Here is a 23,066-nt window from a genome sequence, read left to right as displayed (position 1 = left end):
CCTATGCAAACCCTCATTTCTTTCTGGGCGGGGACGCTGGTGCTAGTGCTGTTGACGGGCTGCGGAGGTTCCACGATAGAAAACAATGCACCCCCCTGGGACGGACAAACCCGCTTTGAAGCTTTAGCCCCACAAGTCAGCGGCGTAGCGTTTGCTAACACGCTCGACTTCGACGAAGACTTCAATATCTATACCTACCGAAATTTCTACAACGGCGGCGGGGTAGCACTGGGGGACATCAATAATGACGGACTCACCGATATCTACCTCAGTGGCAATCGGGTAGCCAACCGGCTGTTCCTGAACCGCGGGGACATGCGCTTCGAGGACGTGACCGACCAGGCCGGCGTAGCCGGTGCCGCGGCCTGGAGTACCGGCGTGACCATGGCCGACGTGAATGCCGACGGCTGGCTCGATATCTACGTCTGCAATTCCGGCGATATCGCGGGCGACAACCGCCGCAACGAGCTGTACATCAATCAGCAGGACGGCACCTTTACCGAAGCCGCGGCGGACTACGGTCTGGCCAATGAGGGCCTAAGCACCCACGGTGTCTTCTTCGACTACGACCGCGACGGTGACCTCGACTTCTACCTGCTTAATAATAGCTATCAGGCTATCGGCTCCTTCAACCTGGAGAAGAACGAGCGGCCCAAGCGGGACTCGGTGGGGGGGGATCGGCTGTATGAGAACCGTGGGGGCACGTACCATGACGTAAGTGAGCAGGCCGGCATCTACGGATCCATCATCGGCTTCGGACTGGGGGTGACCGTGGGCGATGTGGACCGCGACGGCTGGCCGGATATCTTCGTCAGCAACGACTTTTTCGAGCGCGACTACCTGTACATGAATAACCGCGACGGTACATTCCGGGAGACGCTCACCGAAGCTATGCAGTCCATCAGCGCAGCCAGTATGGGGGCCGATCTGGCGGACATCGACAACGACGGCTACTCCGAGCTCTTCGTCACCGAGATGCTGCCGAGCTCCAATCAACGGCTGAAGGAGGCCACCACCTTCGAGAACTGGAACCGCTACCAGCTCAACCTCAAGAACGACTACTACCACCAGTTCACCCGCAACGTGCTGCAGCGCAACAACGGGGATGGCACCTTTACCGAGATCGGCCGGCTGAGCGGAGTAGAAGCCACCGACTGGAGCTGGGGGGCACTCATCTTCGATATGGACAACGATGGCTATAAGGACCTCTACGTAGCCAACGGCATCTACCAGGACCTCACCAACCGCGATTTTCTGGACTACATCGCCGACGATGAATTCAAGCGCAGGGTGACCGCTAGTGGGAGCGTGGATTATCAGGTACTGGTCGATGCTATTCCCTCTAATCCGGTGCCGAACATCGCCTTTCAGAATCAGGGGCCGGCGGACAACTTCCGCTTCAACCGGGTCGGCAAGGAATGGGGGCTCAACCTGAGCGGCTTCACCAATGGCTCGGCGTATGGCGACCTGGATAATGACGGCGACCTGGACCTGGTGATCAACAACACCAGCGCCGCGGCCCTCGTGTACCGCAACCATACCGACGATGACAACCACTGGCTGCAACTGGAATTTCGCGGGCAGGGGGGCAACACCTTGGGCGTAGGCACGAAGGCTACGGTCATCGCCGGTGATCAGAAATTTTACCTGGAGTACATGCCGATGCGTGGCTTCGAGTCTAGCATGCAGTACCGCCTGCACTTCGGCCTCGGCCAGATCGATGCCATCGACCGCATCGAACTCGAGTGGCCAGACGGGCGCAGTTCGGCCATTATTAGTCCGGCCGTGGACCAGCTTATCACCGTAGCCGAAGACCAGACGATCGCTGTGGAAACCGGGCAGGGTGACCTCGATGCGCCGACAGCTGCCCTACAGCAACTGGATGCCCCACAGTTGGGTATCGATTTTGTGCACCAGGAGAACCGCTACAGCGACTTTGACCGCGACCCCCTGATCTACCACATGCTGAGTGCGGACGGCCCGGCCCTATGTGCGGCTGACTTCACCGGCGACGGGCAGCAAGATTTTTACATCGGCGGTGCACGTAATCAGGGCGGTATGCTATACGTCGCCAGCGGCAGCGGGTACCGACAGCAGGCGGAGGAGCTATTCGCTGCGGACCGCACGAGCGAAGACGTAGCCTGTGCCTGCTTCGATGCGGACGGGGACGGCGATCAGGACCTCTATGTAGTCAGCGGCAGTAGTGAGTACGGAGCGGCCTCTACGGCACTCTTCGACCGGCTGTACCTGAACCAGGGCAGGGGGCGCTGGACAAAGAGCGAACAGATCTTACCCACCCGCAAGCAGCCGGTAGCCGGCAGTACCGTGGCTCCTCACGACGTGGACGGTGATGGTGATGTGGATCTGTTCGTCGGCGCGCGGCTACGGCCCGGTCTCTACGGGGCCCCCGCCGATAGCTACCTGCTAATTAACGACGGCCGGGGCAACTTCAGCGAACGTACCCTGCCGGAGCTCGGTATGGTCACCGCCGCCCGCTGGGCCGATGTGGACGGCAACGGGCAGAAAGAACTCGTGGTGGTGGGCGAGTACATGCCGCCGCAGGCGTACGCTATCGAAGCCGAGCGGATCACACCCGTCCCCTTTCCGGACGACATCGCCGCCCTCACCGGCTGGTACACCGCCCTGGAAGTGGCTGACCTGAACGGTGATGGACTGGATGACCTGATCCTCGGCAACCACGGACTCAACAGCCGCTTTCGCGCCAGCGCGGACGATCCGGTCGTGCTGTACGTCAACGACTTCGACGGCAACGGCTCGGCCGAGCAGGTCACCGCCACCTTCGAGGACGGACAGGAATACCCCATGCCGCTGCTGCATGATCTAGTCAAGCAGATGCCCGGACTACGCAAGCGCTACCTCAAGTACAGCGACTTCGGCAGCCAGACTATGCAGGATGTATTCGGGGCCGAGGCACTGGACCGGGGATTGCGCTACGCCGCTACGGAGTTTCGGTCCTTAGCCTTGCTCCAAATTGCAGGTGGTGGCTGGGACGTGCACTACCTACCCGCAGCTGCTCAAGAAACCCCCGTCCACGCCATCCTGGCCGATGATGTAGACGGCGACGGCGACACAGACCTTCTGCTGGGCGGCAACTTCTACTACGCCAAACCGGAGATCGGCCGCTACGACGCCGGCCGCGGCCTATTGTTACTAAATGATGGTGCGGCCAACTTCACCAGCCAGGCGGCCGCCGCGAGCGGCATCAACATACCCGGCGAGGTACGCGCCATCACCCAACTAGGCCCCCACCGCTACCTCTTTGCGCGCAACAACGCTAGCCCCGTCGTACTGGAATGAGGTGGACGCTAGCCATATGCGCCCTGCCCGTGCTCCTACTGTGCACCTGCGGCCCCGCCCCCGAAGACGCGCCGCGCTTTGCAGAACGGCTAGATACTGGTGTAAATAGCGTAAATCAACTCCTTCCTACTGAGGACTTTAACATCATCGAGTACTTGTACTACTACAATGGTGGAGGAGTAGCCGCTACGGACATCAGCGGCGACGGACTGCCCGACCTCTACTTCACCAATAATCAGGGGCCGAACAAGTATTACATCAACGAGGGAGACTGGCACTTCCGCGACGCCACCGAACTGGACGGGGTCGCCGGTGCGATGAACTGGTCCACGGGCGTGAGCGTGGAGGACGTGAGTGGCGATGGGCTGCCGGACATCTACGTCTGCAACGTAGGTGGCTACAAGCAGCTGACGGGGCGCAACGAATTGTTCGTGCAGCAGCCCGACGGCACCTTTCTGGAACAAGCGGCGGACTACGGTCTGGCGTTCACGGGCTTCAACACGCAGGCCTACTGGTTTGACTACGACCTGGACGGTGACCAGGACATGTATCTGCTGCGGCATTCGGTGCACAACGACGCCAGCTACGGAGAAGCCCGCTCGCGGGAGGTCACCGACGACTTGGCCGGTGATAAACTGCTGTGCAATGACGGGGGCACCTTCGTAGATGTCACCGCTGCTATGGGACTCTACAGTTCGAAGATCGGCTACGGGCTAAGTGCCGCCGTGGCGGACTTCGATGGGAACGGGTACCCGGATATCTACGTCTGCAACGACTTTTCCGAGAACGACTACCTGTACCTGAACCTGGAAGGGGAGGGGTTTAAGGAGAGCATCCGGGAGCGCACGGGGCATACCTCCAACTTCAGTATGGGTAGCGACGTAGGTGATCTGGATAGAGATGGTCGTCCGGACCTGGTGACCCTGGACATGCGACCGGGCGACGAGCAGGTGCTCAAATCGACGGCCAGCGCGGACGCTTACAATGTATACCGCATCAAGCGCCGGGCCGGCTACTACGACCAGCTACCGCGCAACAACGTGCAGTGGAACCGCGGCGGCGGCCACTTCTCCGATATCGCCGAGCTAGCTGGCCTGGCGGCTACGGACTGGAGCTGGTCGGTACTATTAGAGGATTTCGATCTGGATGGGCGGCAGGAAGTCTTCGTTGCCAACGGCATCGAGCGCCGCCCAAACGACCTGGACTACCTGAAATTCGTCAGCTCCTCCCTGGCCCGGGAAAGTAGCAACCTGGCTGTGATCAGCGAGATGCCGACGGGGTATGTGGCGAATCAGATGTTTGTAGAAAAAGCGCCCCTTACCTACGCCGAAGCAGATTGGGGACTGGGTGCGGTAGGTAGTTCGACCGGTGCGGCGGTGGCCGATTTCGACCGGGATGGAGACATGGACCTGGTAGTCAACAACGTCAATGCTCCCGCCCAGCTGTACGAGAACCGTACGATCGACGGGAGTGGGGTAGTGGATAGTCTGCCGACTGCTGCCGTAGCGGGTGTAATGGTCGGTCTGCCGCAGCGGGGATTCATGTCGCAGTCGGAACGCGGTGCGCTGGGGAGTGTAGGTAGGGGTGAGGTAGTGAGGGACGAGGTGAGCTACCGAGTGGAGGTGCTGGACACGATCGAGCTAGCCGACGACCGCGGCGACTCGTTCGACCGACAGCCCCTACTGCCCTATGCGGGTGCGGAAGACGAAACGCCACTGGTGTATTTATCCGATAGTCTGGTGTTAGAAACCGGACTATGGCGGCCGGTCACCGTGCGTCAACTCGGAGCGGATGGGGTGTGGAGCACGCAGGAGATCGCGAACAGCACGGGCTGGTGGCAGTCTATCAGCCGCAGCGGACCGCGCAATTTCGTGCTAGGCAATTGGGGGCTGAACAGTACGCTGGGTCAGCCCAGCCCGGATGCACCGCTGCGCCGGTACCGCGAGGATGTAGACGATAACGGTCGTATCGATCCTCTGATCACTTATGTGCGGGGCGGGCGGGAGTACAGTCTAGCCGACAAGGATGATCTGACCCGGCAATTCCCCTCCTGGCGGCGCAACAACCTGAGCTACGGGGCCTTCAGCCGGCGCTCGTTCGGAGAGAACTTCCCGGACCTGCGCGATGAGCCGCAGCGGGCGGTGACGTTGGCGCACTGGCAGTTGCGGGTAGGAGCAGACGGTGAAGTGGAGCTTCAAGACCTCCCCACCGCCGCGCAGTCGACCACCCTGAACGTGGTGGAGCCTACTCCGATGGGACTCCTACTGGGCGGAAACAAGCTGGACGTACTGCCACGTATCGGGCGGCAGGACGCGGCGGCGCTGCAACTGCTTCATCCCGATGGTGCGGTACAATTCATTGATCTGGGGGCGGAGCGCAACCGGGCGGAGGTGCTGCGCATCGAGCGAATCGATACACGCAAGTATTCCGTGCTACTGCATACGGGGGAGCTTGTGGGGGTGTCGTTTTAATTTACTTTTGCCGCATCGAACGCCCCGCCCACCTCTTTCGTAGCCGGACCGCCGTAGCGCTGCTCTTCGCCGTCAACGGATTTATTTACGCCAACTGGACCAGTCGGCTGCCGCGCCTGCAGGAGGTGTACGGCATGGACAATGGCCAGACCGGCTTCGCCCTCACCTGTCTGGCCGTAGGTGCCCTGCTGGCTATGCCACTGGCCGGCTTTTTGATCGTACGCTTCGGGAGCCGGCGACTGACGGTGCTGTCCTCCCTGGGCTTTATCCTTACCGCTCCGTTGATCGCCCTGATGCCCGGCTACTGGGTACTGCTGTTCATCATGCCTTTGGTGGGGGTATCGACCGGTGTGATGGACGTGGGGATGAACGCTCAGGCGGTAGATGTGGAGCGGCTCTGGGGTACACCCATCACATCCTCCTTCCACGCCTTCTTTAGCGGGGGTATGTTTCTGGGGGCCGGGGCGGCCGCGGGCTTCATCCAGCTGGGCTTTGACGTAGACCGGCACCTGCTGGTAGTGGCCGCGATTACGCTGTGCGTGGCGGTGTATGCCTGGCGCGACCTGCTGCAGGACGAGCCGGATGCCGCCGAGCAGACCGCTGGGTCGGTAAGTAAGTTCGGAACCGCCATCATCCTGCTGGGTATCGCCTCACTGTGCACGATGATCGGAGAGGGGGGCGTGGCGGACTGGTCACCCATCTACATGACGCGAGTGACCGGTAGTGCGGAAGCCCTGGCCCCAATCGGGCAGGCCGCGCTCAGTGGGGGGATGCTGGTGGGGCGTAGTCTGGGCGACGCGATCCGGCTGCGCTTTGGCTCGATCAAGGTGGTGCGGGTGGGGGCGTTTATGGCCTTCGTGGGGATTACGACGGCGATTCTGTTTCCTATTCCCTGGCTGGCGATTGCCGGTTTTGCGCTGGTGGGTTTGGGCCTGTCTAACATTATTCCAGTGGTATTTAGCGAGGCGAGCAAGGTGCCGGGTTTGCGGCCGGGGGTGGGCATTTCATCCGTCAGTACGATCGGCTACTCGGCCTTTCTGTTCGGTCCGCCCATCATCGGGTTTATCTCAGACTACCAGAATGCGCTGCTGCCGCAGGGCATGGCGTTTTTTCCCGGCGTGGCGGGCTTGCGGGTAGGGCTCGGGGTGGTGGCTCTGCTGATGCTGGTCCTGCTGATGGTAAGTGTCTTCTTCCTGCGGGTTAGGCAGTAAGGAGCGGTAGCTGACGGCTTTCCTACTGTCCTTTTTGCTACATTTGCCGGCTACAACGATCAAAGCACCCCTAGATGAAATTCAGCATAGACAAACAAGAGCGGTACAGTGTCATCACCCCCGACGAGGAGAACCTCAATTCGGCCGTCGCTCCACAGCTGAAATCAGAATTCGTCATCCTGGCCAATGAGGGTATCACTAACCTGATCCTCGATCTGAGCAACGTCAAGTACGTAGATAGCTCCGGACTGAGTGCCATCCTCACCGCCCGGCGGCTGTGGAGCAACCTGGGTACGTTCGTCGTCACCGGTGTAACGCACAGCGCCGTCAAGCGGCTGGTGGAGATCAGTAAAGTAGATACCGTACTCACCATCTTGCCCACCAAGAGCGAAGCGGTAGACTTCGTCTTCATGGAGGAGCTGCAGCGCGACATGCAGGCCGAGCCCGGCGACGAGTAAGCCTACCTACCCATGCGCTTTGAGGTGATCATTCTCGGCTCGAACGGGGCCGTGCCCACACCGGAGCGCCATGCCTCGGCCCAACTGCTGCGCAGCGAGGCCACGGATCTGCTCATCGACTGCGCCGAGGGCACCCAGCTGCAACTCCAGGCCGCCGGCGTAGGACTGGGCCGCACGGATACGATCCTGATCTCTCACCTTCACGGAGACCATTACTTCGGCCTACCGGGCCTGATCACCAGCCTTTCTCTACTAGGCCGCATCATGCCGTTGCGCATCATCAGTCCGCCCGGCCTGCGGGCCAAACTCACCCCGCTCCTCGAGCTCGATCGCTGGCGACTGCCCTTCCCACTCACCTTCGAGGAGCATACGGCTACGGACTACAGCCTGCTGACCAGTAGCGGTGAGCTGGACATCTACAGCTTTCCCCTCCGCCACCGTATTCCCACCAATGGTTACCTGATTCGGGAACGGGACCGGGAGCCCAACATCCGCAAGGATCAACTCACCGCCCACGGCATCCCCTGGCAGGCCATCCCGGCCATCAAGCAGGGGGGTGACCATAGGCTGCCGTCCGGGGAGGTCATCGCCCACGCGCAACTCGTCGCACCCGCGGCCGCGCCCCGGAGCTACGCCTACTGCTCGGATACCGTGTACTTCCCCGAGCTGGCGGACTACGTGCGCGGCGTAGATCTGCTGTACCACGAAGCCACTTTCCTGGAGGACATGACCGAGGAAGCCGCAAAGAAGGGCCACGCCACCGCCAAACAGGCCGCCCAGGTGGCGGTGGACGCGGGTGCAAAGGAACTCCTGCTCGGACACTTTAGCGCGCGCTACCGGGATGTGGTGGAACATGAACGGGAAGCCCGGCAGGTGTTTGCCAACAGTACGGCGGCGCGGGACCTGTACCACTTCGCGGTCCTCTATGCGGGCAGACAGGAAGCGCCGGCGTAGTGAGCGTGACAGCGTAACTTGTCGGCTACAATACTGCCAAATCATGCGTAAAACGTTTCTTCTATTCGGTCTGCTCGCTACCGCCGTAGCCTGCGGACAGATCACCGATCCTAAGGCTACGGAATTCTACGAGCCGGTACCTCCGAAAGTCCAGCCTGGCGAGACCGTAGGCGACCCGCCGAGCGATGCGATCGTGCTGCTCGGCCCCGGTGCCGACGCCAGCGAGTGGGTCGATGACGATACGCAGGGGGCCGTGGAGTGGACCAGCGAGGGCGACGCCCTGGTAGTGAAGCCTGGATCGGGCTATATTTCTACCCGACGCAAGTTTGGGGACGTGCAACTGCACGTGGAGTGGAAGTCGCCCGACGAGCCCGATAAGGAAGGACAGGGCCGGGGTAATAGTGGCATCTTCCTGCAGGGCCGCTACGAGATCCAGGTACTGGAAAGTGAGGGCAGCGACACCTACACCAACGGACAGGCCGGCTCGGTCTATAAGCAGACCCCGCCGCTGGTGAACGCCCTGCGCCCCATGGGGGAGTGGCAGAGTTACGACATCATCTACTACGCACCGAAGTTCAGCAAGGACGGTATCATGGTGCACCCGGCTACCGTGACGCTGCTGGTGAACGGGGTGGTAGCACTTAATCACTTCGAGATTCAGGGTCCTACGGAGTACATCGGTCTGCCGCACTACCTGCCGCACGGCGATGACGTGATCAAGCTACAGGACCACGGCAATCTGGTGGCCTACCGCAACATCTGGGTGCGGGAGCTTTAATCCCCACCCGGCATGACTTCAAAGCATATTGGCCTGGTCTTGGGGCCCCTGCTGTTCTTTTTGACCTTAGGCCTGTTTCGTCCGGAAGGGCTGGGGCCGGCTGGTGTAGCGGTGCTGGCCACGACAGCCTGGATGGCAGTCTGGTGGATCACCGAAGCCGTGCCGATCGCCGTCACGGCCCTGCTGCCGGTGGCCCTCTTTCCGCTTACCGGCGGACTGGACCTGGAGACCACGACGGCAGCCTACGGTCACCGCTACGTATTTCTCTTTCTGGGGGGCTTTCTGATCGCGATGACGATCGAGAAGTGGGACCTACACCACCGCATCGCGCTGGGAACGATCGCGCTGATTGGGTCAAACGTGCGGCTGATCATCCTGGGAGCGATGGTAGCCACCTGGTTGCTGTCCATGTGGATCTCGAACACGGCTACGGCGGTGATGATGCTGCCGATCGCGGCGGCCATCGTGGCCCAGTTGCGTGACGATCCGGCCACCCCGGAAGTGGATGAGAATAGTCAGTTTGGAAAGGCTTTCATGCTGGCCATTGCGTATAGCGCATCGATCGGCGGGATGGCGAGTCTTATTGGTACGCCGGTCAATCTCGTGCTGGTGGGGGTGGTGCAGGAGGCCTTCGGGGTGGAGATCACCTTTGCGCAGTGGTTCATGATTGGCTTTCCGGTCTCGGTGTTGCTGCTCATAGTCTGCTGGTACTACCTGACGCGGGTGGCCTTCTCCTTCGATCAGGCCGGCTTTGCCGGTGGACGGCAGGAGGTGCGGCGGCAGCTGGCGCTGTTGGGTCCGATGAGCAGGGAAGAAAAGAAGGTACTGATCGTTTTCACGCTGACCGCCCTGGCGTGGATTTTTCGCACCAGTGTGTTGCAACCCTTCATTCCGGAACTTGACGATCCCATCATCGCTATGGTGGGGGGGATCGTGCTATTTCTGATCCCGGGCCGGTCCCTGGACGAACCCCTGCTGACTTGGTCCGAAGCCGTGCAACTGCCGTGGGGGATCATCCTGCTGCTGGGAGGGGGCTTTGCGCTAGCTAGTGGTTTCGGGGGTAGCGGATTGGCCGACTTCATCGGCGATGCATTGCGGGTGCCGGAGCACGTAGGCCTCATCGTAGTCATCCTGCTAATCACCGCGGCGGTCAACTTCTTAACGGAGATCACCAGCAACGTAGCCACGACCTCGATGTTGATGCCGGTGTTTGCTGCGGCAGCCATTCCGCTCGGTATTCACCCCTACGCGCTGATGGTGCCGGCTACCCTGGCCGCTACCTGTGCGTTCATGCTGCCGGTGGCTACGCCGCCTAATGCGGTGGTGTTCGGTTCGGGCTACCTCACGATCCCGGATATGGTACGCGCGGGCTTGTGGCTCAATCTGATCTCGATCGCCGTGATTACCCTGTTTTGCTACTTCCTGCTCCCACTGATCTGGGGCTTCGATCCGGCATCGCCAAACTTTTAGCGTAAATGCTTTTACGGATGCTACGGGCTACGTAACTTTGCGTCGCTTTAGCACCAGCGCCCCGCAACTAAACGCAGCTGCAGGGACGTTGGCATCGCATCCGGAGACGTGGGTGAGTGGCTGAAACCACCGGTTTGCTAAATCGACGTACTCTAACAGGGTACCGCGGGTTCGAATCCCGCCGTCTCCGCCACGGGGCATAGCGCAGTCCGGTTAGCGTACCTGCTTTGGGAGCAGGAGGCCCCAGGTTCGAATCCTGGTGCCCCGACTTGAACTTGGGACATTCGCGGAAGCGGATGTCCCTTTTTCTATTTACCCCACCGGGTTCGAACTACCCTCACGCGTAGCGTCATCCTGGTGCCCCGACTTGAACTTGGGACATTCGCGGTAGCGAATGTCCCTTTTTCTATTTACCCCACCGGGTTCGAACATTTCTCACGCGTAGCGGCATCCTGGTGCCCTGACCCCTACTTCCAATACAAGTTAAACCGTCCCATCATCTATCGAGCCGTACCGGAACATTAAGGAGAAAACTGAAGTTGTCTGCTGTAATCAATCCATACTATGGTCAACATCGAAAGTCTTTTCACCTACACCGTTGGCCAGTACGAGGCCATCGACCACTTGCTCAGCATGGGGGTCGGTGCCCACTTCGCGGCGCTGGTGTTCTTCTTCCTCACCTCCCGCTTTGTAGCTCCCCGCTACCGAACGGCTACCGCCCTAAGCTGCATCGTGATGGTATCGGCTGGCACGATCCTGTACGGACAATCTGGCCTCTGGGAGACAGCCTTTACCTACAACCCCGTCAGCGGAGTGTACGAACCCGCGCAGGCTACATTCTCCAACGGGTTCCGTTACGTCAACTGGATGGTCACGATACCCTGCCTGCTCACGCAGCTCCTTATCGTGCTCAACATCCGGGGTGCGGACCTCTTCAGAACGGCCACGCTACTTATCCTGCTAGCCTGGGGCATGATCATCACCGGCTACATCGGTCAGTTGTATGAAGTAGACGATCTGAGCACGCTCATGATCTGGGGAGCGATCTCTACCGTGTTCTTTATTGGTATGAACTGGATCGTGGGCACCCGCATCTTCCGGGCGGTACCCGATATGCCCGTGACGGCAGCTTCACCAATGCGTAAGGTGTTCTGGCTCATGATGTTTGCCTGGACGCTCTACCCCCTGGCGTACGGCATTCCGTACTTCGAGGCTAGTGCCACCGGCGTCGTGATCCGGCAGGCATTCTTCACCGTAGCCGACGTGAGCTCCAAGGTGATCTACGGACTTATGATCACCTACATCGCCATCCAGCGCAGCGCGGCCGAAGGGTTCGAGCCCGCCATGCAGGTAACCGACCTGCTGCCCCAGCGCGGTACCGTAGCCAGCTAAGTAACACATGTAATATCTCGTTAAAGCAACTGCAGCTTCTAAGACGATCGGTTAGTGTATTTGGGAGCCGTCCTCCCGTAGTACTCGATCGAGGTACTCGATCAGGAAGTCGCCATTTTGCGCACTAAAGCAAAGTGGTGGCTTGATCTTCAATACGTTATCAAACGGTCCGTCCGTACTCATCAGAAATCCCAGTTCCCGCATCCGGTTGATGAGGTAGCCGGCGGGCGCGGTCGCGGGTGCGAGGTCAGCCCCACAAAGCTCGACACCCAGAAACAGGCCCTGCCCACGCACGTCGGCGATGATAGGGTGCTCCTGCTGAAGCTGCCGCAGTAGCGTAGTCAGGTAGGCCCCCGTGTGCCTGGCGTGCTCCTGTAGTTCTTCCTCCCGGATCACATTCAGGACAGCCAGTCCAATGGTAGCACTCACCGGGTTGCCCCCAAAGGTGTTGAAGTACTCCATGCCGTTGGCAAAGGCCTCGGCTACTTCCGGCGTGCACACCACGGCAGCCAGGGGATGACCGTTACCGAAGGGTTTGCCAATGGTCACCACGTCCGGCACGACACCCTGACCTTCAAAGGCCCAGCAGTGATCGCCTACCCGGCCCAGCCCGGTCTGTACTTCATCCGCGATGCAGATTCCTCCCTGCCGCCGTACGTGCGCGTAGACCTGGCGCAGGTAGCCCGGAGGGAGGGGAAGCTGGCCCCCGCAACTCAGGATCGACTCATGAATAAAGGAGGTACGGTGGTCAGGGAGGTGGCTCGTGGGATCGAGACCGATGCCCCGTAGCTGATCCGGCAGGGGGAGTAGGTGGGTGTCGTCCGGTCGTCCGCCGCCACCCCGCCGCGCGAACTTGTACTCGCTTACGGCGATGGTCCGGCTGGTATTGCCGTGGTAGCCCATGGACATGGCCAGCGTCCGGCGCGTACCGGCTACGGTCTCGGCCATGCGGAGGGCCAGTTCGTTGGCCTCGCTTCCGGAGTTTACGAAGTGCACTACGCTGAGCGCCGGGGGTAGGGTAGCGGACAGCCGCTCGGCCAGATCGAGGATGGCAGGGTGGAGGTAGCGGCTATTCGTGTTCAATACGCCCGACTGTGCCTGGGCGGCGGCTACTACTTTGGGATGTTCGTGTCCGACATGTGCTACATTATTTACGGTATCCAGGTAGCGGCGACCGGTATGATCGTAAAGATACTGGCCGGCTCCGCGCAACACGTGTAGCGGCATGCGGTACGCTACACTTAGACTAGGCCCCAGCACGTGGTTTCGACGGCCGAGCAGTTGCTCGACCGCAGGGGGGGCGACTGATTCGGCGGGTAGCGCCTGGGGAATCAGCGTCCGCGGATCCGGACAGGTACCCAGCCATACGGCCCGCTCTTCAGGATAGGCCACTCCGGGAAAGTCTACGGATTGGTCCAGCATATCCAGCATGATCTGGAAGTGAAGGTGGGGAGGCCATCCCCCGTTAGTATCCGTAGCACCTACGTAAGCCAGCAGTTGTCCGCACCGCACCTGCGCCCCCGCCCGAATCCCCTCGGTGAATGAGCCGCTGAGGTGACCGTAGAGGGTAAAAAAGGTGAGTGACGGGGTGGGGGAGTGCTGGAGAATAAGGGTGGCACCGTAACCCCCCGGGGTGGGATCGGCGCCACAGTGGTAGACCGTGCCGTCGAGCGGGCAATACACCGGATGACCGGCTTGGCGGGACCAGACGTCCAGTCCCAGGTGAACGCTGCGCCAACGGGGACCGTCGTTACCAATACTCTGGAAGGCATCGGTGGTGTAGACGGGGCGGGTCTCTCCGTACCCACCGATGGCCAGGTCGGCGTCTCGGTCTTCCAGGTGGCGGCGCACGTGGGTAGAGAAGGTCGGAAGGTCCTCAAACGTGCGGTTGATCCCGAGCGTGGTACTGCCTACGCCAAGGTCCAGGGGGGTCATCCGGCTGTTGGAGAACTGCATGACTGCCGCAGGCTCGGCGGCTTCGGTGCACCAGCTGTGGTAGGCGTCCCAATTGGGATGGGCGGGTAGCTGGGCGGCAACGCGGAAGTGTGCCCGGGCTAGGTGGGGGTGAATGCTGCGCAGCTTGGTGAGTAGGGACCAGGCCGTCGCTTCAGAGATTGTCAGGTAGTCGTTGTCGGGCCGCAGCGCGCGGTTTTCGGCGGCTTTGGTTACAGTGAGCAGCAGGCGGGCGCAGATCAGATCGTAGAGCGCGGCCAGTTCGTCTTCCTGAAGGGGGAACACGGCATGGTAGCCGGCAACTACCTCACGCATGGCCCCGAGCGGATCGGGTAAATCTACCGCGGCATATGCACAGGCGATGGCCAGCTCACAGACCGTGGCGGTGCGGCAGGCGTCGTCGAAATCGATCACGCCGCTCACCGTTCCGTCGGAGCCTACCAGGAGGTTCAGTTCGTGGGCGTCGTTGTAGTTGATGCTCCGGCGCAGTACCGTGAAATCCTGCTGAGTTAGGCGATCCAAGAAATACTCAGCCAATGTTTTCTCATTAGGCTCTAAATAATCCAGTCGATCCCGGGAAGTGGCGAATTGCAGGGGATCCCAGGGAGAGGTAGCTGGGGCGAGGGGGTGGTCAAAATCCTGTAGTGCCTTCGCCAATTCGCCACAGCTGCTACCCCAGGAACGAAAGAGGTTCGCGGTGCGGGGGCGAACGTCTGCCAGCAAGCGCCCCGGCAGCCAGGAATAGAGTCGAAGCTGGACCGGCCTGTCCGGCCCCTCCACCGTATGCTGCTCTAGTAGCTGCGGGATGTGAAAGGGTAAATCCTGAGCCGCTAAGTAGTGAAGCAAGGCCGCTTGAAAGGTGGCCGCATCTTGATCTACCCCACCGATCTTGAGTACGTAATGCCTTCCACTGCGATCGGTGAGGCGTTGGGTTTGATACACCTCACCGGCAAGTGGCTGTGTGGCTACGACCGGAATGGTCAGGTATTGGATGTATTCCATAGGCTGAAAGTAGCTACGGGTCGCCCATTAGTTACCGTTTAGCACACGGGTGGCGTCAATCAGAACATTTGGGGGTGTAGATGGGGTAGCTTTTGTAGTAGCGGATACATTTGTAGCATATTATTTACCTGTTAAGCTTTGTTTTTAGATTTCTCTACTACTTAGGCATACTTAGACACATATTCAAACACTTCGTAACAACACAGGATTTTATACCGGCGGATACGATTTGATCCACGGAAAGTAAGGGAACACCCGGTTCGTCATCGATCCGGGTGTCCTTTTGTCGGGCCTGTTCGTTCGTCCGCTTATAGCATAACCGCTGGGTAAGTCTTACTTTAGGTATGCTATAACGCCTTCTTCGTGCACAATCAGGTAGTTATTTTTGCTATCGGCCTGCTTTTGGCCCCTTGGACTACCGTACGCTCTGCCCCGGACCGGATCGCGCATGGCAAAGAGGTGGTACGTGCCGCACGCCTCATCCGTCAGGCGCGCTTCGACAGTGCCGAGCACGTCCTGCACGCCGTGTACGCGCGACTGGATAAGCACGGATTGCTAAGCACGGCGACCGGTCTACAAGCCCGCCTGCACCTTGCCTATATTCTGGAGCGAAAGGGTCAGTACCCGGAGGCCGTTGCCTTGCTGCTGCCCCTGGTCGATGAGGCGCGCGCGGTGCGGGATGGTGAGGTGTTGGCCGAAGCCTACCTGCATATGGCACTGATCTACGAGCAGCAGCGGCAGGCGCAGCGGTGCCTGGAGTACCTGGGCCGGGCGCGGTCTGTCATCGCTGACTACGGACTCACAGAACCCCTCGCCCGCCTGGCCAACCGCAGCGCCTCCTACGAGCGCATGTTCGGAAACCGCGATCAGGCCCTGTTCTACGCTTACGAAGGCGTGCGCCTGGGCAAGCGTCATGCGCAGCCCACCGATCAGGCGACTGGCCACCTGTTGCTCAGTATTCTACTGCGCTTGGAGGATACCGCGGAGAGCGAGCGGCAGCTGGAACGCGCCGCCGAACTGTACCTACAGGCCGGCGGCGAGATCGATTACTACGTAGTACTCCTCAACCTCAGCCATGTACAAATAACGAATGGTGCCTACCGCAAGGCGCTACAGTCGAATACTAAGGCCATGGAGTTTGTGCGCAGTGCTCCTGAGGAAGTACAGGAACTCATCCACTATACACCTACGCTGCATAAATACCGTGGAGAGATCTTTCAGCAGTTGGGAGAGTACGATTCAGCCATCTACTACCTGCAACTCAGTCACGCCGGCGAGCTTAAGCTGGCAGAGGAGCTGGCGGCCGAGCGGGTTGCGGAAGTAGAGAGCGAGTACGCGAGTGAATACAACCAACAGCTGATCGCCTCCCAGCGCATGCGCCTACGCAGCAAGCAGGTACGCGAGTGGTGGCTCAGTCTGGTCATGCTAGCTATTCTATTCGGCACCGCCGTCCTGCTGGCGCTCTACCGTCGCCTGCAGCGGGCCAATGCTTCGCTGGCCGGTGCCGCCGAGCAGCTATCCCAGCGTAACGACGCCCTATCGGCCTCTCTGAGCAACGAACAACTTCTGCTCGGGGAGGTACACCACCGCGTCAAAAATAACCTGCAGATCATCGTCGGTCTGCTCGACCGGCAGCTGGAAGATATTACCGACCCGGCGGCCCGGGCGGGCCTGCAATCTATGTCCGGACGTGTATTCAGCATGGCCTCGGTACACCAGACACTCTATCAGGAGGGAAAGCTCGGGGAAGTGAACCTGCTGAGTCACATCAAGCGCTTGTGCCGGCACTTCGAGGCTATGGCCATGCAGCGCGAGCCCGTGCAGTATACCTACCGCCTGGATGATCTGTGGCTTAAATTGGACACGGTAATTCCCCTGGCGATGATCCTCAACGAGCTGCTCACCAACAGCTACAAGTACGCCACGCAGGCGGGCCGGATCCTCAAAATCAACATCTCGCTAGACGTACTGGATGGGGTATATGAGTTGAGCTACCGGGACAATGGACCGGGCTACCCGCAGGGTGTACTACAAGACCGAAGCGGCGGACTGGGTGCCTACCTGCTGCACGGTATGGCCCGCCAACTGCGGGGCGAAATTCACACGACCAATAAGCAGGGTGCCGTCACCACCATCAGGTTCCGGGTTCAGTCGACCAGTACGGTCGCTATGACATAATATTTTCTTGCCGATGCTACACCACTTAGGACATTATGGACACCAGTATCAACCCACTTCCCCTCCGCATTCTCATCGTAGAAGACGAGTTTATCATTGGTGATATGATCGCCCGGCGGTTGACCAAACTGGGTCACACCGTGGTCGGTCACGCCTTCACCTACGAGGAGGCCATCGACCTCTACCACCGGGGTCAGCCCGATCTCGTGCTGCTGGATATCCGCCTGGCTGGAATGAAAACCGGCGTTGATGTAGCCAATTATCTGCGCCAGCAGACCCCCGCGATCCCGCACGTCTACCTCACCTCCCAGATAGATCCGCAGACCATGCAGCAGGCGCGCAACACCTACCCCGCGGGCTATCTGACCAAACCCGTACAGATCAAGAGCTTACTCACCACCATCGACATCGCGATGCACAACTACCGTGCTACCCAGACGGTACCCACCCTCACGGTAAAGGACGGGCGGGAGACCCACATTTTGATCCAGTCCACCATTCAGTACTTACGGTCTGATCACGTCTACGTGGCCATCCACCTGCAAGACCACGATACCCCCATCGTGTGTCGAGCCACGCTGGGTGATCTGCTGGAGGAGCTACAAGACGGTGTGTTCGTGCGTACCCACCGCAGTTATGCGGTCAACCTGGAGCACGTGTCTCGTTATGATCGCGAGTGTATCCACATCGGTAACGTTTGCATCCCGATAAGCCGCACGCGCCGGGATGCTGTCCTCGCCCTGATGTAACGAACATCGCGCCTGCCGGGGGTTTGGGTGTAGGCCAAACCCGTAACCATGCTACGTTATCCCCCCACCACCGACGGCAGTCTACGCGTGAGCAGTCAGGCCGACCAGCTGCTGCTGCAATGGTCACAGCAGCACCTGGCTATCGGTACGTCCACTACCGTACTGCACGATCGCTTTGGCGTACTTACCTACGGCCTTCGGGAACCGGTACAGTCCATCACGGCCTATCACAGTCAGGAGGAAGCCCTGCGTCGCAACGCCTCGGGCACTCTGCCCGCTACGGTGTCTCTACTAAGTGACCCTCAACCCGTCCATCAGGCGGTTCTCCGGCTTCCTAAATCGCTGGACCTGCTGGAGTACTACCTGGCCTACCTGGCTACTCACGCCCAGCCGGGCTTACTGCTTGCGATCGGTTTTATGACCCGACACTTCACCCCCCGCTTACTCACGCTGGCCGGTAAGTATGCAGCCACCGTCACCCAGACACGTGCACAAAAGAAGGCCCGCTTGCTTCTACTGTCCGACTTTAAACCAACCGGAGAGGGGGCGGGGCCGCAGGTGCTGATGAACACCCAGACCTACGCTGGCGTGGAGTACCGGCAGTACTACGGTGTATTCTCAGCGGGGCACGTGGATTATGCTACTCAGTTTCTGTTGGACAACTGGGAGGAGGTGCTACCCGCTTCCCTTACCCCTAAAACCATACTTGATGTAGCCTGTGGGAACGGCGTAATCGGCGATCAGTTAGTGCGTCGGTATCCGGATGCCCAGCTTACGGCAACGGACGACTTTATACTAGCTGTAGCCAGTGCAAAACTCAATTTGCCGGCAGATCGATCTTCGGTACTGTATGATCACCGGTTGGAGCAGATAGCGGCCGGCAGTCAGGAGTTGGTGGTGACCAATCCACCATTTCACTTCGGACACGAAAATAACCTGGACGTGAGTTTGGCCCTATTTCACCAAGTGCGGCGGGTACTGGCGCCAGAGGGAGTATTCGTGGTCGTAGCCAATCGGCACCTGAACTATGCTACGCACCTGGGGAGGTCATTTCGTCGGGTCGAAGGAGTGGTAGAGAACGAGAAGTACGTGGTGTATCGCTGCACCCAGGAGGATCAGCCGAAGGATTTATAGTCAGTGAGGTACGACAAGTTGGCTCCGAAGTTAGGGGTGCGGCCCTGAAGAATTTGCCGACGCCACTTCCAGAGGCTCCCGAAACTCAGCATCCACAGGGAGCGGCACTCGTCGAGGTAGCGTAAGACGGTGCGCCGCTGGTTGCGCTCCAGCAGTTGTTGGGCGAGCAGCATACTGGGTCCGAAGGCCTTCAGCTGTCGCGAGCCGGGCGTACGGGCGGAGTTGAGGAGGTATTCCGCCGCGCGATCGATGTGATCTTGCTCCAGCTCCATCAGACCGAGCAGGGTGTTGGCCTGGTGGATGGCATTTCCGTAGTTCGTATGATCACGGTATCGCTCGGCGGCAGCCAAGTAGTCGGTGGCCATCTGGCTCACCTTGATAAAATCACGACGGGCATAGGCCTTTAGGAGCCTACGGCCCAGCAACACAAATTCAGCTTCCATAAGGGGTTTGTATAAATTGCATGATACGAAGGGCCGCCGTTAAGACGGTCCCGGCATACGCGCTATAAATCGGACACTATCTACTGTGGCCAAATTTACGCGATAGATTACTACCCCTGGGAAAAATTTTCAGCCGAATGACTTAGGGTCGAGCAGGTGCGTCAGGTTGTGCCCAAAGTTTGGGATCCGACCGGTGCGGATCTCTAGCTTCCACCGCCACAGCCGGCCGAAGCTGAGTTTCCAGAATGCTCCGCAGCGATCCAGGTACGTCAGCACGGTGCGCCGGCGACCGGCTAGCAGGAGTTTTTTGGCCAGGAGCATATTAGGACCGAAGCTGGTAAGCTGGGCCGAGCCGGGGGTGGCGGCCGCTGCGGTCAGGTATGCCTCGGCGCGATCGACGTGGTCGTTTTCGAGGGCCACCAGGCCCAGCACGATGTTCGCCTGATGGATGGCATTGCCGTAGTTTCCGCAGTTGCGGTGCTGCTCGGCCAACTGCAGGTAGTCGAGCGCAAGCCGGCGCACGGTTTCGCAGTCGTGCTGTCGGTAGGCACGCAGTAAGTGAAGGCCACGGTGAATGAAGGGGTTGCCCGTATGCAGGCGAGTAGGCAGCGGGCTGCTTACTAAGGTAGGTATATTCATATGAGAGAGAGACGTAAAACTGAACAAACTAAATGCTAAATCTGGACTGAAGATAGCAACAGTAAGCCAACGGGACAAACATTAGCGCTATTATTCCTTAACGTGATGGCGGTAACCGGTAGGCGCACTGCACCCGCGGCCCCGCCCTATGTTTGTGGGATGAACACCAGCGAACAACTCTTTCAGGCCATCCGTAGTGCTGATGCCACCGGCGCCGTACAGCTGCTTGAGCAGCATCCCACGCTCATTCACGCCCGCGACGCACGGGGCGCTACCCCCTTGGTGCTGGCTAGCTACCTGGACGAACTGACCATCGCCGAACAGCTCATCGCGGCCGGGGCGGGGCTGAACGTCAAGGATGGTACGGGCAGTACGCCGCTGATGGGGGTGAGCTTCAAGGGGCACGTCGCCGTGGCTACCTATCTCCTGGAGCGTGGAGCTGCAGTCAATATCCGCGGTCCGCGGGGATTCACCGCGCTCATGTTTGCCGTACTGGGCAAGCACGTAGAGGTAGCGGAGCTGCTGCTGCGATCCGGTGCCGATACTACGCTTGTGGATGAGCAGGGCCTGACCGCCGCCGATCACGCACGGCAGTCGGGACTGACCGATATGGCGTCCCTGCTGGAGTGAGCAATCTTTTACGGGTCCGCCGTGTTTCCCCGGTATGCCCTACTTAGCTTTCCCCCAGATCCTTGGCGGTACCGGACCCATCGCATACCTGGTACTGGCCGGTATCGTAGCACTGGTCGTCACGCTGATCCTCGTGTTCTACCGCTTTCTGAGTGAGGAGCCCTAGCGCGTAAAAGACCGTCGCGCCCCGGCCAACGATTTGGGCGCGATGCCGTTATTGCAGCGATGAAGACGGAAGACTTTAAGCGTATTGCCGATACCGTACCAAAACAGCCCGGGGTATACCGATTTATCGGGCCGGACGAGGCCATCCTGTATGTGGGTAAGGCCAAGGTATTACGCAACCGGGTAGCCAGCTACTTCGGTGACCGGAAGGACCGACTGAATCGCACCCGCGTGATGGTCAAGAATGCCGCCCGCCTGGAATTTACGATTGTAGAAACGGAGGCCGACGCGCTACTGCTGGAAAATGCGCTGATCAAAACGCACCAGCCCCGCTACAACATCAATCTGAAGGACGACAAGAACTACTCGTACATCTGCATCAAGGACGAGCGCTTTCCCCGGGTATTCATCACGCGGCAGGTACGGCGGGACGGTAGCTACTACTTCGGCCCGTATACGAGTAAGGGAAGGTTGAAGATCATTCTGGATCTGGTGAAGACCCTATTTCCCCTGCGGACATGCAACCTCAACCTGAGTGAGGAGAATATCGCCACCGGCAAGTTTAAGGTCTGCTTGGAGTACCACATCAAGAATTGCGAGGGGCCCTGTGTGGGGGAAGAGACGGAGGAGAACTACAACGAGAAGATCGAACAGGTCAAGAATATCCTGAAGGGCAACTTCGCCGAGGTGAAACGCCACTTTCAGGGGGAGATGGAGGAGCTGGCCGAAAACCTGGAGTTCGAGCGGGCGCAGCAGATCGCCGACAAGCTAAAGGCCTTCGAGAAGTACCAGAGCAAGTCGACCATCGTCAGTACCAGCATCCGCGACCTGGATGTATTCGGCCTGGCGATGGACGAAAAGGAAGCCTTTCTGAATTACATCAAGATTGTCAACGGGGCCGTGATCCATACCCACACCCAGGAGATCGAGATGAACCTGGACGATGACGAGGAAAGCCTACTTACCTACGCTATTCCGGAACTGCGTGACCGCTTCAACAGCATTGCGCCCGAGGTGATTCTCAACCACGAGCTCGAACTGGCCGGCGTGGAGGCTACGGTGACCGTGCCCAAGATTGGCGACAAAAAGAAGCTACTGGAGCTCAGCGAAAAGAACGCCAAGTACATGCTGCTGCAGCGCAAGAAACAGCGAATCAGCAATGCCAACCGGCAGACGCCCGCCGAGCGCGTGCTCCGCCAGCTACAGGCCGATCTGTCCATGGACGACCTGCCCATGCATATCGAATGCTTCGACAACTCCAATATCCAGGGCACCAATCCGGCCAGTGCCTGCGTAGTATTTAAGAACGCCAAGCCCAGCAAGAAGGACTACCGCCACTACAACATCAAGACCGTCGTCGGCCCCGATGACTTCGCTAGCATGACCGAAGTAGTGTACCGCCGCTACCGCCGGCTACAGGAAGAAGGGGAGCCGTTGCCGCAGTTGGTTATTATCGACGGGGGTAAGGGTCAACTGAGCCACGCGATGGAGAGTGTGGACCTACTCGGCCTGCGCGGTAAGATGGTCGTAGTGGGAATTGCCAAGCGACTGGAAGAGATTTACTTTCCCGACGATCCCGTGCCGATCCACATCAGCAAGAAGTCGGAAAGTCTGCGGCTGATTCAGCAGTGCCGCGACGAGGCGCACCGCTTTTCCCTACGACACCACCGCAACAAGCGCAGCATCGGCATGCTGCAGACCGAGCTCACCAATATCCCCGGGGTAGGGGAGAAGACCGTGCAGAAGCTGATCGCCCACTTCGGCAGCACCAAGAAGGTCAAAAACGCCCTGGCCAGCGAGATCGCCGAGGTGACCAATCTGAGTACGGCCAAGAAAGTCATGGACTACTTCCGGCGGCAGGAGGTGGCCGCGGGGGAGATACCGAAGGATCGGGGGTAACGTATTCCTCTAGTTGCACCAAATTGCGTTTTCGGCGGTATGGTACTGGCCCTGGCAGGTATACATCGCCTGGCTAAATGGGTAGCCGGTTCAGGTAGGCTAGCTGCCCGCCCACGTGAGAATGTTCACTACCTAAGCATAAAGTGAAAAACCCTTGCACAAAATCCGCTGTGTACAGTTAGAAACGGTGGGGTATGGCCTACCGGGGCATATCCTTATACG

Annotated in this window: 17 protein-coding genes and 2 tRNA genes; 16 read left to right on the top strand and 3 right to left on the bottom strand. The window is 59.6% G+C overall.

The genetic code is table 11. The features are described from left to right. Positions 1 to 3 precede the first annotated feature (3 nt). The 10 genes from MJQ68_RS14890 (at position 4) to MJQ68_RS14845 (ending at position 12,052) form a co-directional block, all read left to right on the top strand. A complete protein-coding gene (locus MJQ68_RS14890; RefSeq protein ID WP_238751927.1) occupies positions 4 to 3,318 on the top strand; it encodes a CRTAC1 family protein in 3,315 nt (1,104 codons plus the stop codon). Then, on the top strand, positions 3,315 to 5,789 hold the full coding sequence (locus MJQ68_RS14885; RefSeq protein WP_238751926.1) for an FG-GAP repeat domain-containing protein: 2,475 nt from the start codon (positions 3,315 to 3,317) through the stop codon (positions 5,787 to 5,789). The genes MJQ68_RS14890 and MJQ68_RS14885 overlap by 4 nt, the downstream gene beginning before the upstream one ends. After that, a complete protein-coding gene (locus tag MJQ68_RS14880; protein WP_319937478.1) occupies positions 5,789 to 7,000 on the top strand; it encodes an MFS transporter in 1,212 nt (403 codons plus the stop codon). Before MJQ68_RS14885 ends, MJQ68_RS14880 begins: the two co-directional genes overlap by 1 nt. A gap of 74 nt (positions 7,001 to 7,074) precedes the next feature. Continuing rightward, the gene (locus MJQ68_RS14875) at positions 7,075 to 7,458 is read left to right on the top strand and encodes an STAS domain-containing protein (protein WP_238751925.1); all 384 of its coding nucleotides are present in this window, start codon (positions 7,075 to 7,077) and stop codon (positions 7,456 to 7,458) included. A 12-nt stretch (positions 7,459 to 7,470) separates the two neighbouring features. Then, positions 7,471 to 8,412, top strand: a complete 942-nt coding sequence (locus tag MJQ68_RS14870; protein ID WP_238751924.1) for a ribonuclease Z — start codon at positions 7,471 to 7,473, stop codon at positions 8,410 to 8,412. Positions 8,413 to 8,455: 43 nt separating this feature from the next. Next, positions 8,456 to 9,190, top strand: coding sequence for a 3-keto-disaccharide hydrolase (locus MJQ68_RS14865; RefSeq protein ID WP_238751923.1), 735 nt, complete (start codon positions 8,456 to 8,458; stop codon positions 9,188 to 9,190). Between the two features lie 12 nt (positions 9,191 to 9,202). After that, a complete protein-coding gene (locus tag MJQ68_RS14860; protein WP_238751922.1) occupies positions 9,203 to 10,660 on the top strand; it encodes an SLC13 family permease in 1,458 nt (485 codons plus the stop codon). A 102-nt stretch (positions 10,661 to 10,762) separates the two neighbouring features. Further along, positions 10,763 to 10,853, top strand: a tRNA-Ser gene (locus MJQ68_RS14855). Further along, positions 10,854 to 10,928, top strand: a tRNA-Pro gene (locus MJQ68_RS14850). It abuts the tRNA gene before it with no gap. Between the two features lie 296 nt (positions 10,929 to 11,224). Beyond that, entirely contained in the window at positions 11,225 to 12,052 is an 828-nt protein-coding gene (locus MJQ68_RS14845; protein ID WP_238751921.1) for a bacteriorhodopsin, read from the top strand. Between the two features lie 51 nt (positions 12,053 to 12,103). Here the strand turns inward: MJQ68_RS14845 and MJQ68_RS14840 are convergent, their stop codons facing one another. Next, on the bottom strand, positions 12,104 to 15,007 hold the full coding sequence (locus tag MJQ68_RS14840; RefSeq protein WP_238751920.1) for an aminotransferase class III-fold pyridoxal phosphate-dependent enzyme: 2,904 nt from the start codon (positions 15,005 to 15,007) through the stop codon (positions 12,104 to 12,106). A 402-nt stretch (positions 15,008 to 15,409) separates the two neighbouring features. Between MJQ68_RS14840 and MJQ68_RS14835 the strand changes: the two genes are divergently transcribed. Genes MJQ68_RS14835 through MJQ68_RS14825 form a run of 3 tightly spaced genes read left to right on the top strand, consistent with a single transcriptional unit; the run spans position 15,410 to position 19,068 of the window. Beyond that, a complete protein-coding gene (locus tag MJQ68_RS14835) occupies positions 15,410 to 17,185 on the top strand; it encodes a sensor histidine kinase (protein WP_238751919.1) in 1,776 nt (591 codons plus the stop codon). Positions 17,186 to 17,220: 35 nt separating this feature from the next. Next, positions 17,221 to 17,934, top strand: coding sequence for a LytR/AlgR family response regulator transcription factor (locus MJQ68_RS14830; RefSeq protein WP_238751918.1), 714 nt, complete (start codon positions 17,221 to 17,223; stop codon positions 17,932 to 17,934). 48 nt (positions 17,935 to 17,982) lie between these two features. After that, positions 17,983 to 19,068 carry a class I SAM-dependent methyltransferase gene (locus MJQ68_RS14825; protein ID WP_238751917.1) on the top strand — a complete coding sequence of 362 codons (1,086 nt, stop codon included), beginning with the start codon at positions 17,983 to 17,985 and terminating at the stop codon, positions 19,066 to 19,068. On the opposite strand, the gene MJQ68_RS14820 is transcribed toward MJQ68_RS14825, so the two are convergent. Beyond that, entirely contained in the window at positions 19,050 to 19,511 is a 462-nt protein-coding gene (locus MJQ68_RS14820; RefSeq protein WP_238751916.1) for a hypothetical protein, read from the bottom strand. The two genes, MJQ68_RS14825 and MJQ68_RS14820, sit on opposite strands and share 19 nt — an antisense overlap. A 129-nt stretch (positions 19,512 to 19,640) precedes the next feature. Next, positions 19,641 to 20,150, bottom strand: coding sequence for a hypothetical protein (locus MJQ68_RS14815; protein ID WP_238751915.1), 510 nt, complete (start codon positions 20,148 to 20,150; stop codon positions 19,641 to 19,643). Positions 20,151 to 20,309: 159 nt separating this feature from the next. Between MJQ68_RS14815 and MJQ68_RS14810 the strand changes: the two genes are divergently transcribed. From MJQ68_RS14810 to uvrC, 3 genes are read left to right on the top strand one after another with little or no spacing between them, the layout of a single operon-like run. Next, positions 20,310 to 20,780 (top strand): ankyrin repeat domain-containing protein, encoded by a 471-nt coding sequence (locus tag MJQ68_RS14810; protein WP_238751914.1) that lies wholly within the window; start codon positions 20,310 to 20,312, stop codon positions 20,778 to 20,780. A gap of 34 nt (positions 20,781 to 20,814) precedes the next feature. Beyond that, a complete protein-coding gene (locus tag MJQ68_RS17950) occupies positions 20,815 to 20,946 on the top strand; it encodes a hypothetical protein (protein WP_264759014.1) in 132 nt (43 codons plus the stop codon). 59 nt (positions 20,947 to 21,005) lie between these two features. Continuing rightward, positions 21,006 to 22,844, top strand: coding sequence for an excinuclease ABC subunit UvrC (uvrC, locus tag MJQ68_RS14805; RefSeq protein ID WP_238751913.1), 1,839 nt, complete (start codon positions 21,006 to 21,008; stop codon positions 22,842 to 22,844). Positions 22,845 to 23,066: the final 222 nt, after the last annotated feature.

The sequence above is a fragment of the Neolewinella maritima genome (assembly GCF_923081025.1).
Classification (GTDB): domain Bacteria; phylum Bacteroidota; class Bacteroidia; order Chitinophagales; family Saprospiraceae; genus Neolewinella; species Neolewinella maritima.
Note: the sequence above shows the minus strand (reverse complement) of the source record. Positions and strands in the feature narration are given on the sequence as shown.

Coding starts and splice junctions, on each gene's coding strand:
- MJQ68_RS14890 (WP_238751927.1), top strand. CDS start 4: ATGCAAACCCTCATTTCTTTCTGGGCGGGGACGCTGGTGCTAGTGCTG.
- MJQ68_RS14885 (WP_238751926.1), top strand. CDS start 3,315: ATGAGGTGGACGCTAGCCATATGCGCCCTGCCCGTGCTCCTACTGTGC.
- MJQ68_RS14875 (WP_238751925.1), top strand. CDS start 7,075: ATGAAATTCAGCATAGACAAACAAGAGCGGTACAGTGTCATCACCCCC.
- MJQ68_RS14870 (WP_238751924.1), top strand. CDS start 7,471: ATGCGCTTTGAGGTGATCATTCTCGGCTCGAACGGGGCCGTGCCCACA.
- MJQ68_RS14865 (WP_238751923.1), top strand. CDS start 8,456: ATGCGTAAAACGTTTCTTCTATTCGGTCTGCTCGCTACCGCCGTAGCC.
- MJQ68_RS14860 (WP_238751922.1), top strand. CDS start 9,203: ATGACTTCAAAGCATATTGGCCTGGTCTTGGGGCCCCTGCTGTTCTTT.
- MJQ68_RS14845 (WP_238751921.1), top strand. CDS start 11,225: ATGGTCAACATCGAAAGTCTTTTCACCTACACCGTTGGCCAGTACGAG.
- MJQ68_RS14840 (WP_238751920.1), bottom strand. CDS start 15,007: ATGGAATACATCCAATACCTGACCATTCCGGTCGTAGCCACACAGCCA.
- MJQ68_RS14830 (WP_238751918.1), top strand. CDS start 17,221: ATGGACACCAGTATCAACCCACTTCCCCTCCGCATTCTCATCGTAGAA.
- MJQ68_RS14825 (WP_238751917.1), top strand. CDS start 17,983: ATGCTACGTTATCCCCCCACCACCGACGGCAGTCTACGCGTGAGCAGT.
- MJQ68_RS14820 (WP_238751916.1), bottom strand. CDS start 19,511: ATGGAAGCTGAATTTGTGTTGCTGGGCCGTAGGCTCCTAAAGGCCTAT.
- MJQ68_RS14815 (WP_238751915.1), bottom strand. CDS start 20,150: ATGAATATACCTACCTTAGTAAGCAGCCCGCTGCCTACTCGCCTGCAT.
- MJQ68_RS14810 (WP_238751914.1), top strand. CDS start 20,310: ATGAACACCAGCGAACAACTCTTTCAGGCCATCCGTAGTGCTGATGCC.
- MJQ68_RS17950 (WP_264759014.1), top strand. CDS start 20,815: ATGCCCTACTTAGCTTTCCCCCAGATCCTTGGCGGTACCGGACCCATC.
- uvrC (WP_238751913.1), top strand. CDS start 21,006: ATGAAGACGGAAGACTTTAAGCGTATTGCCGATACCGTACCAAAACAG.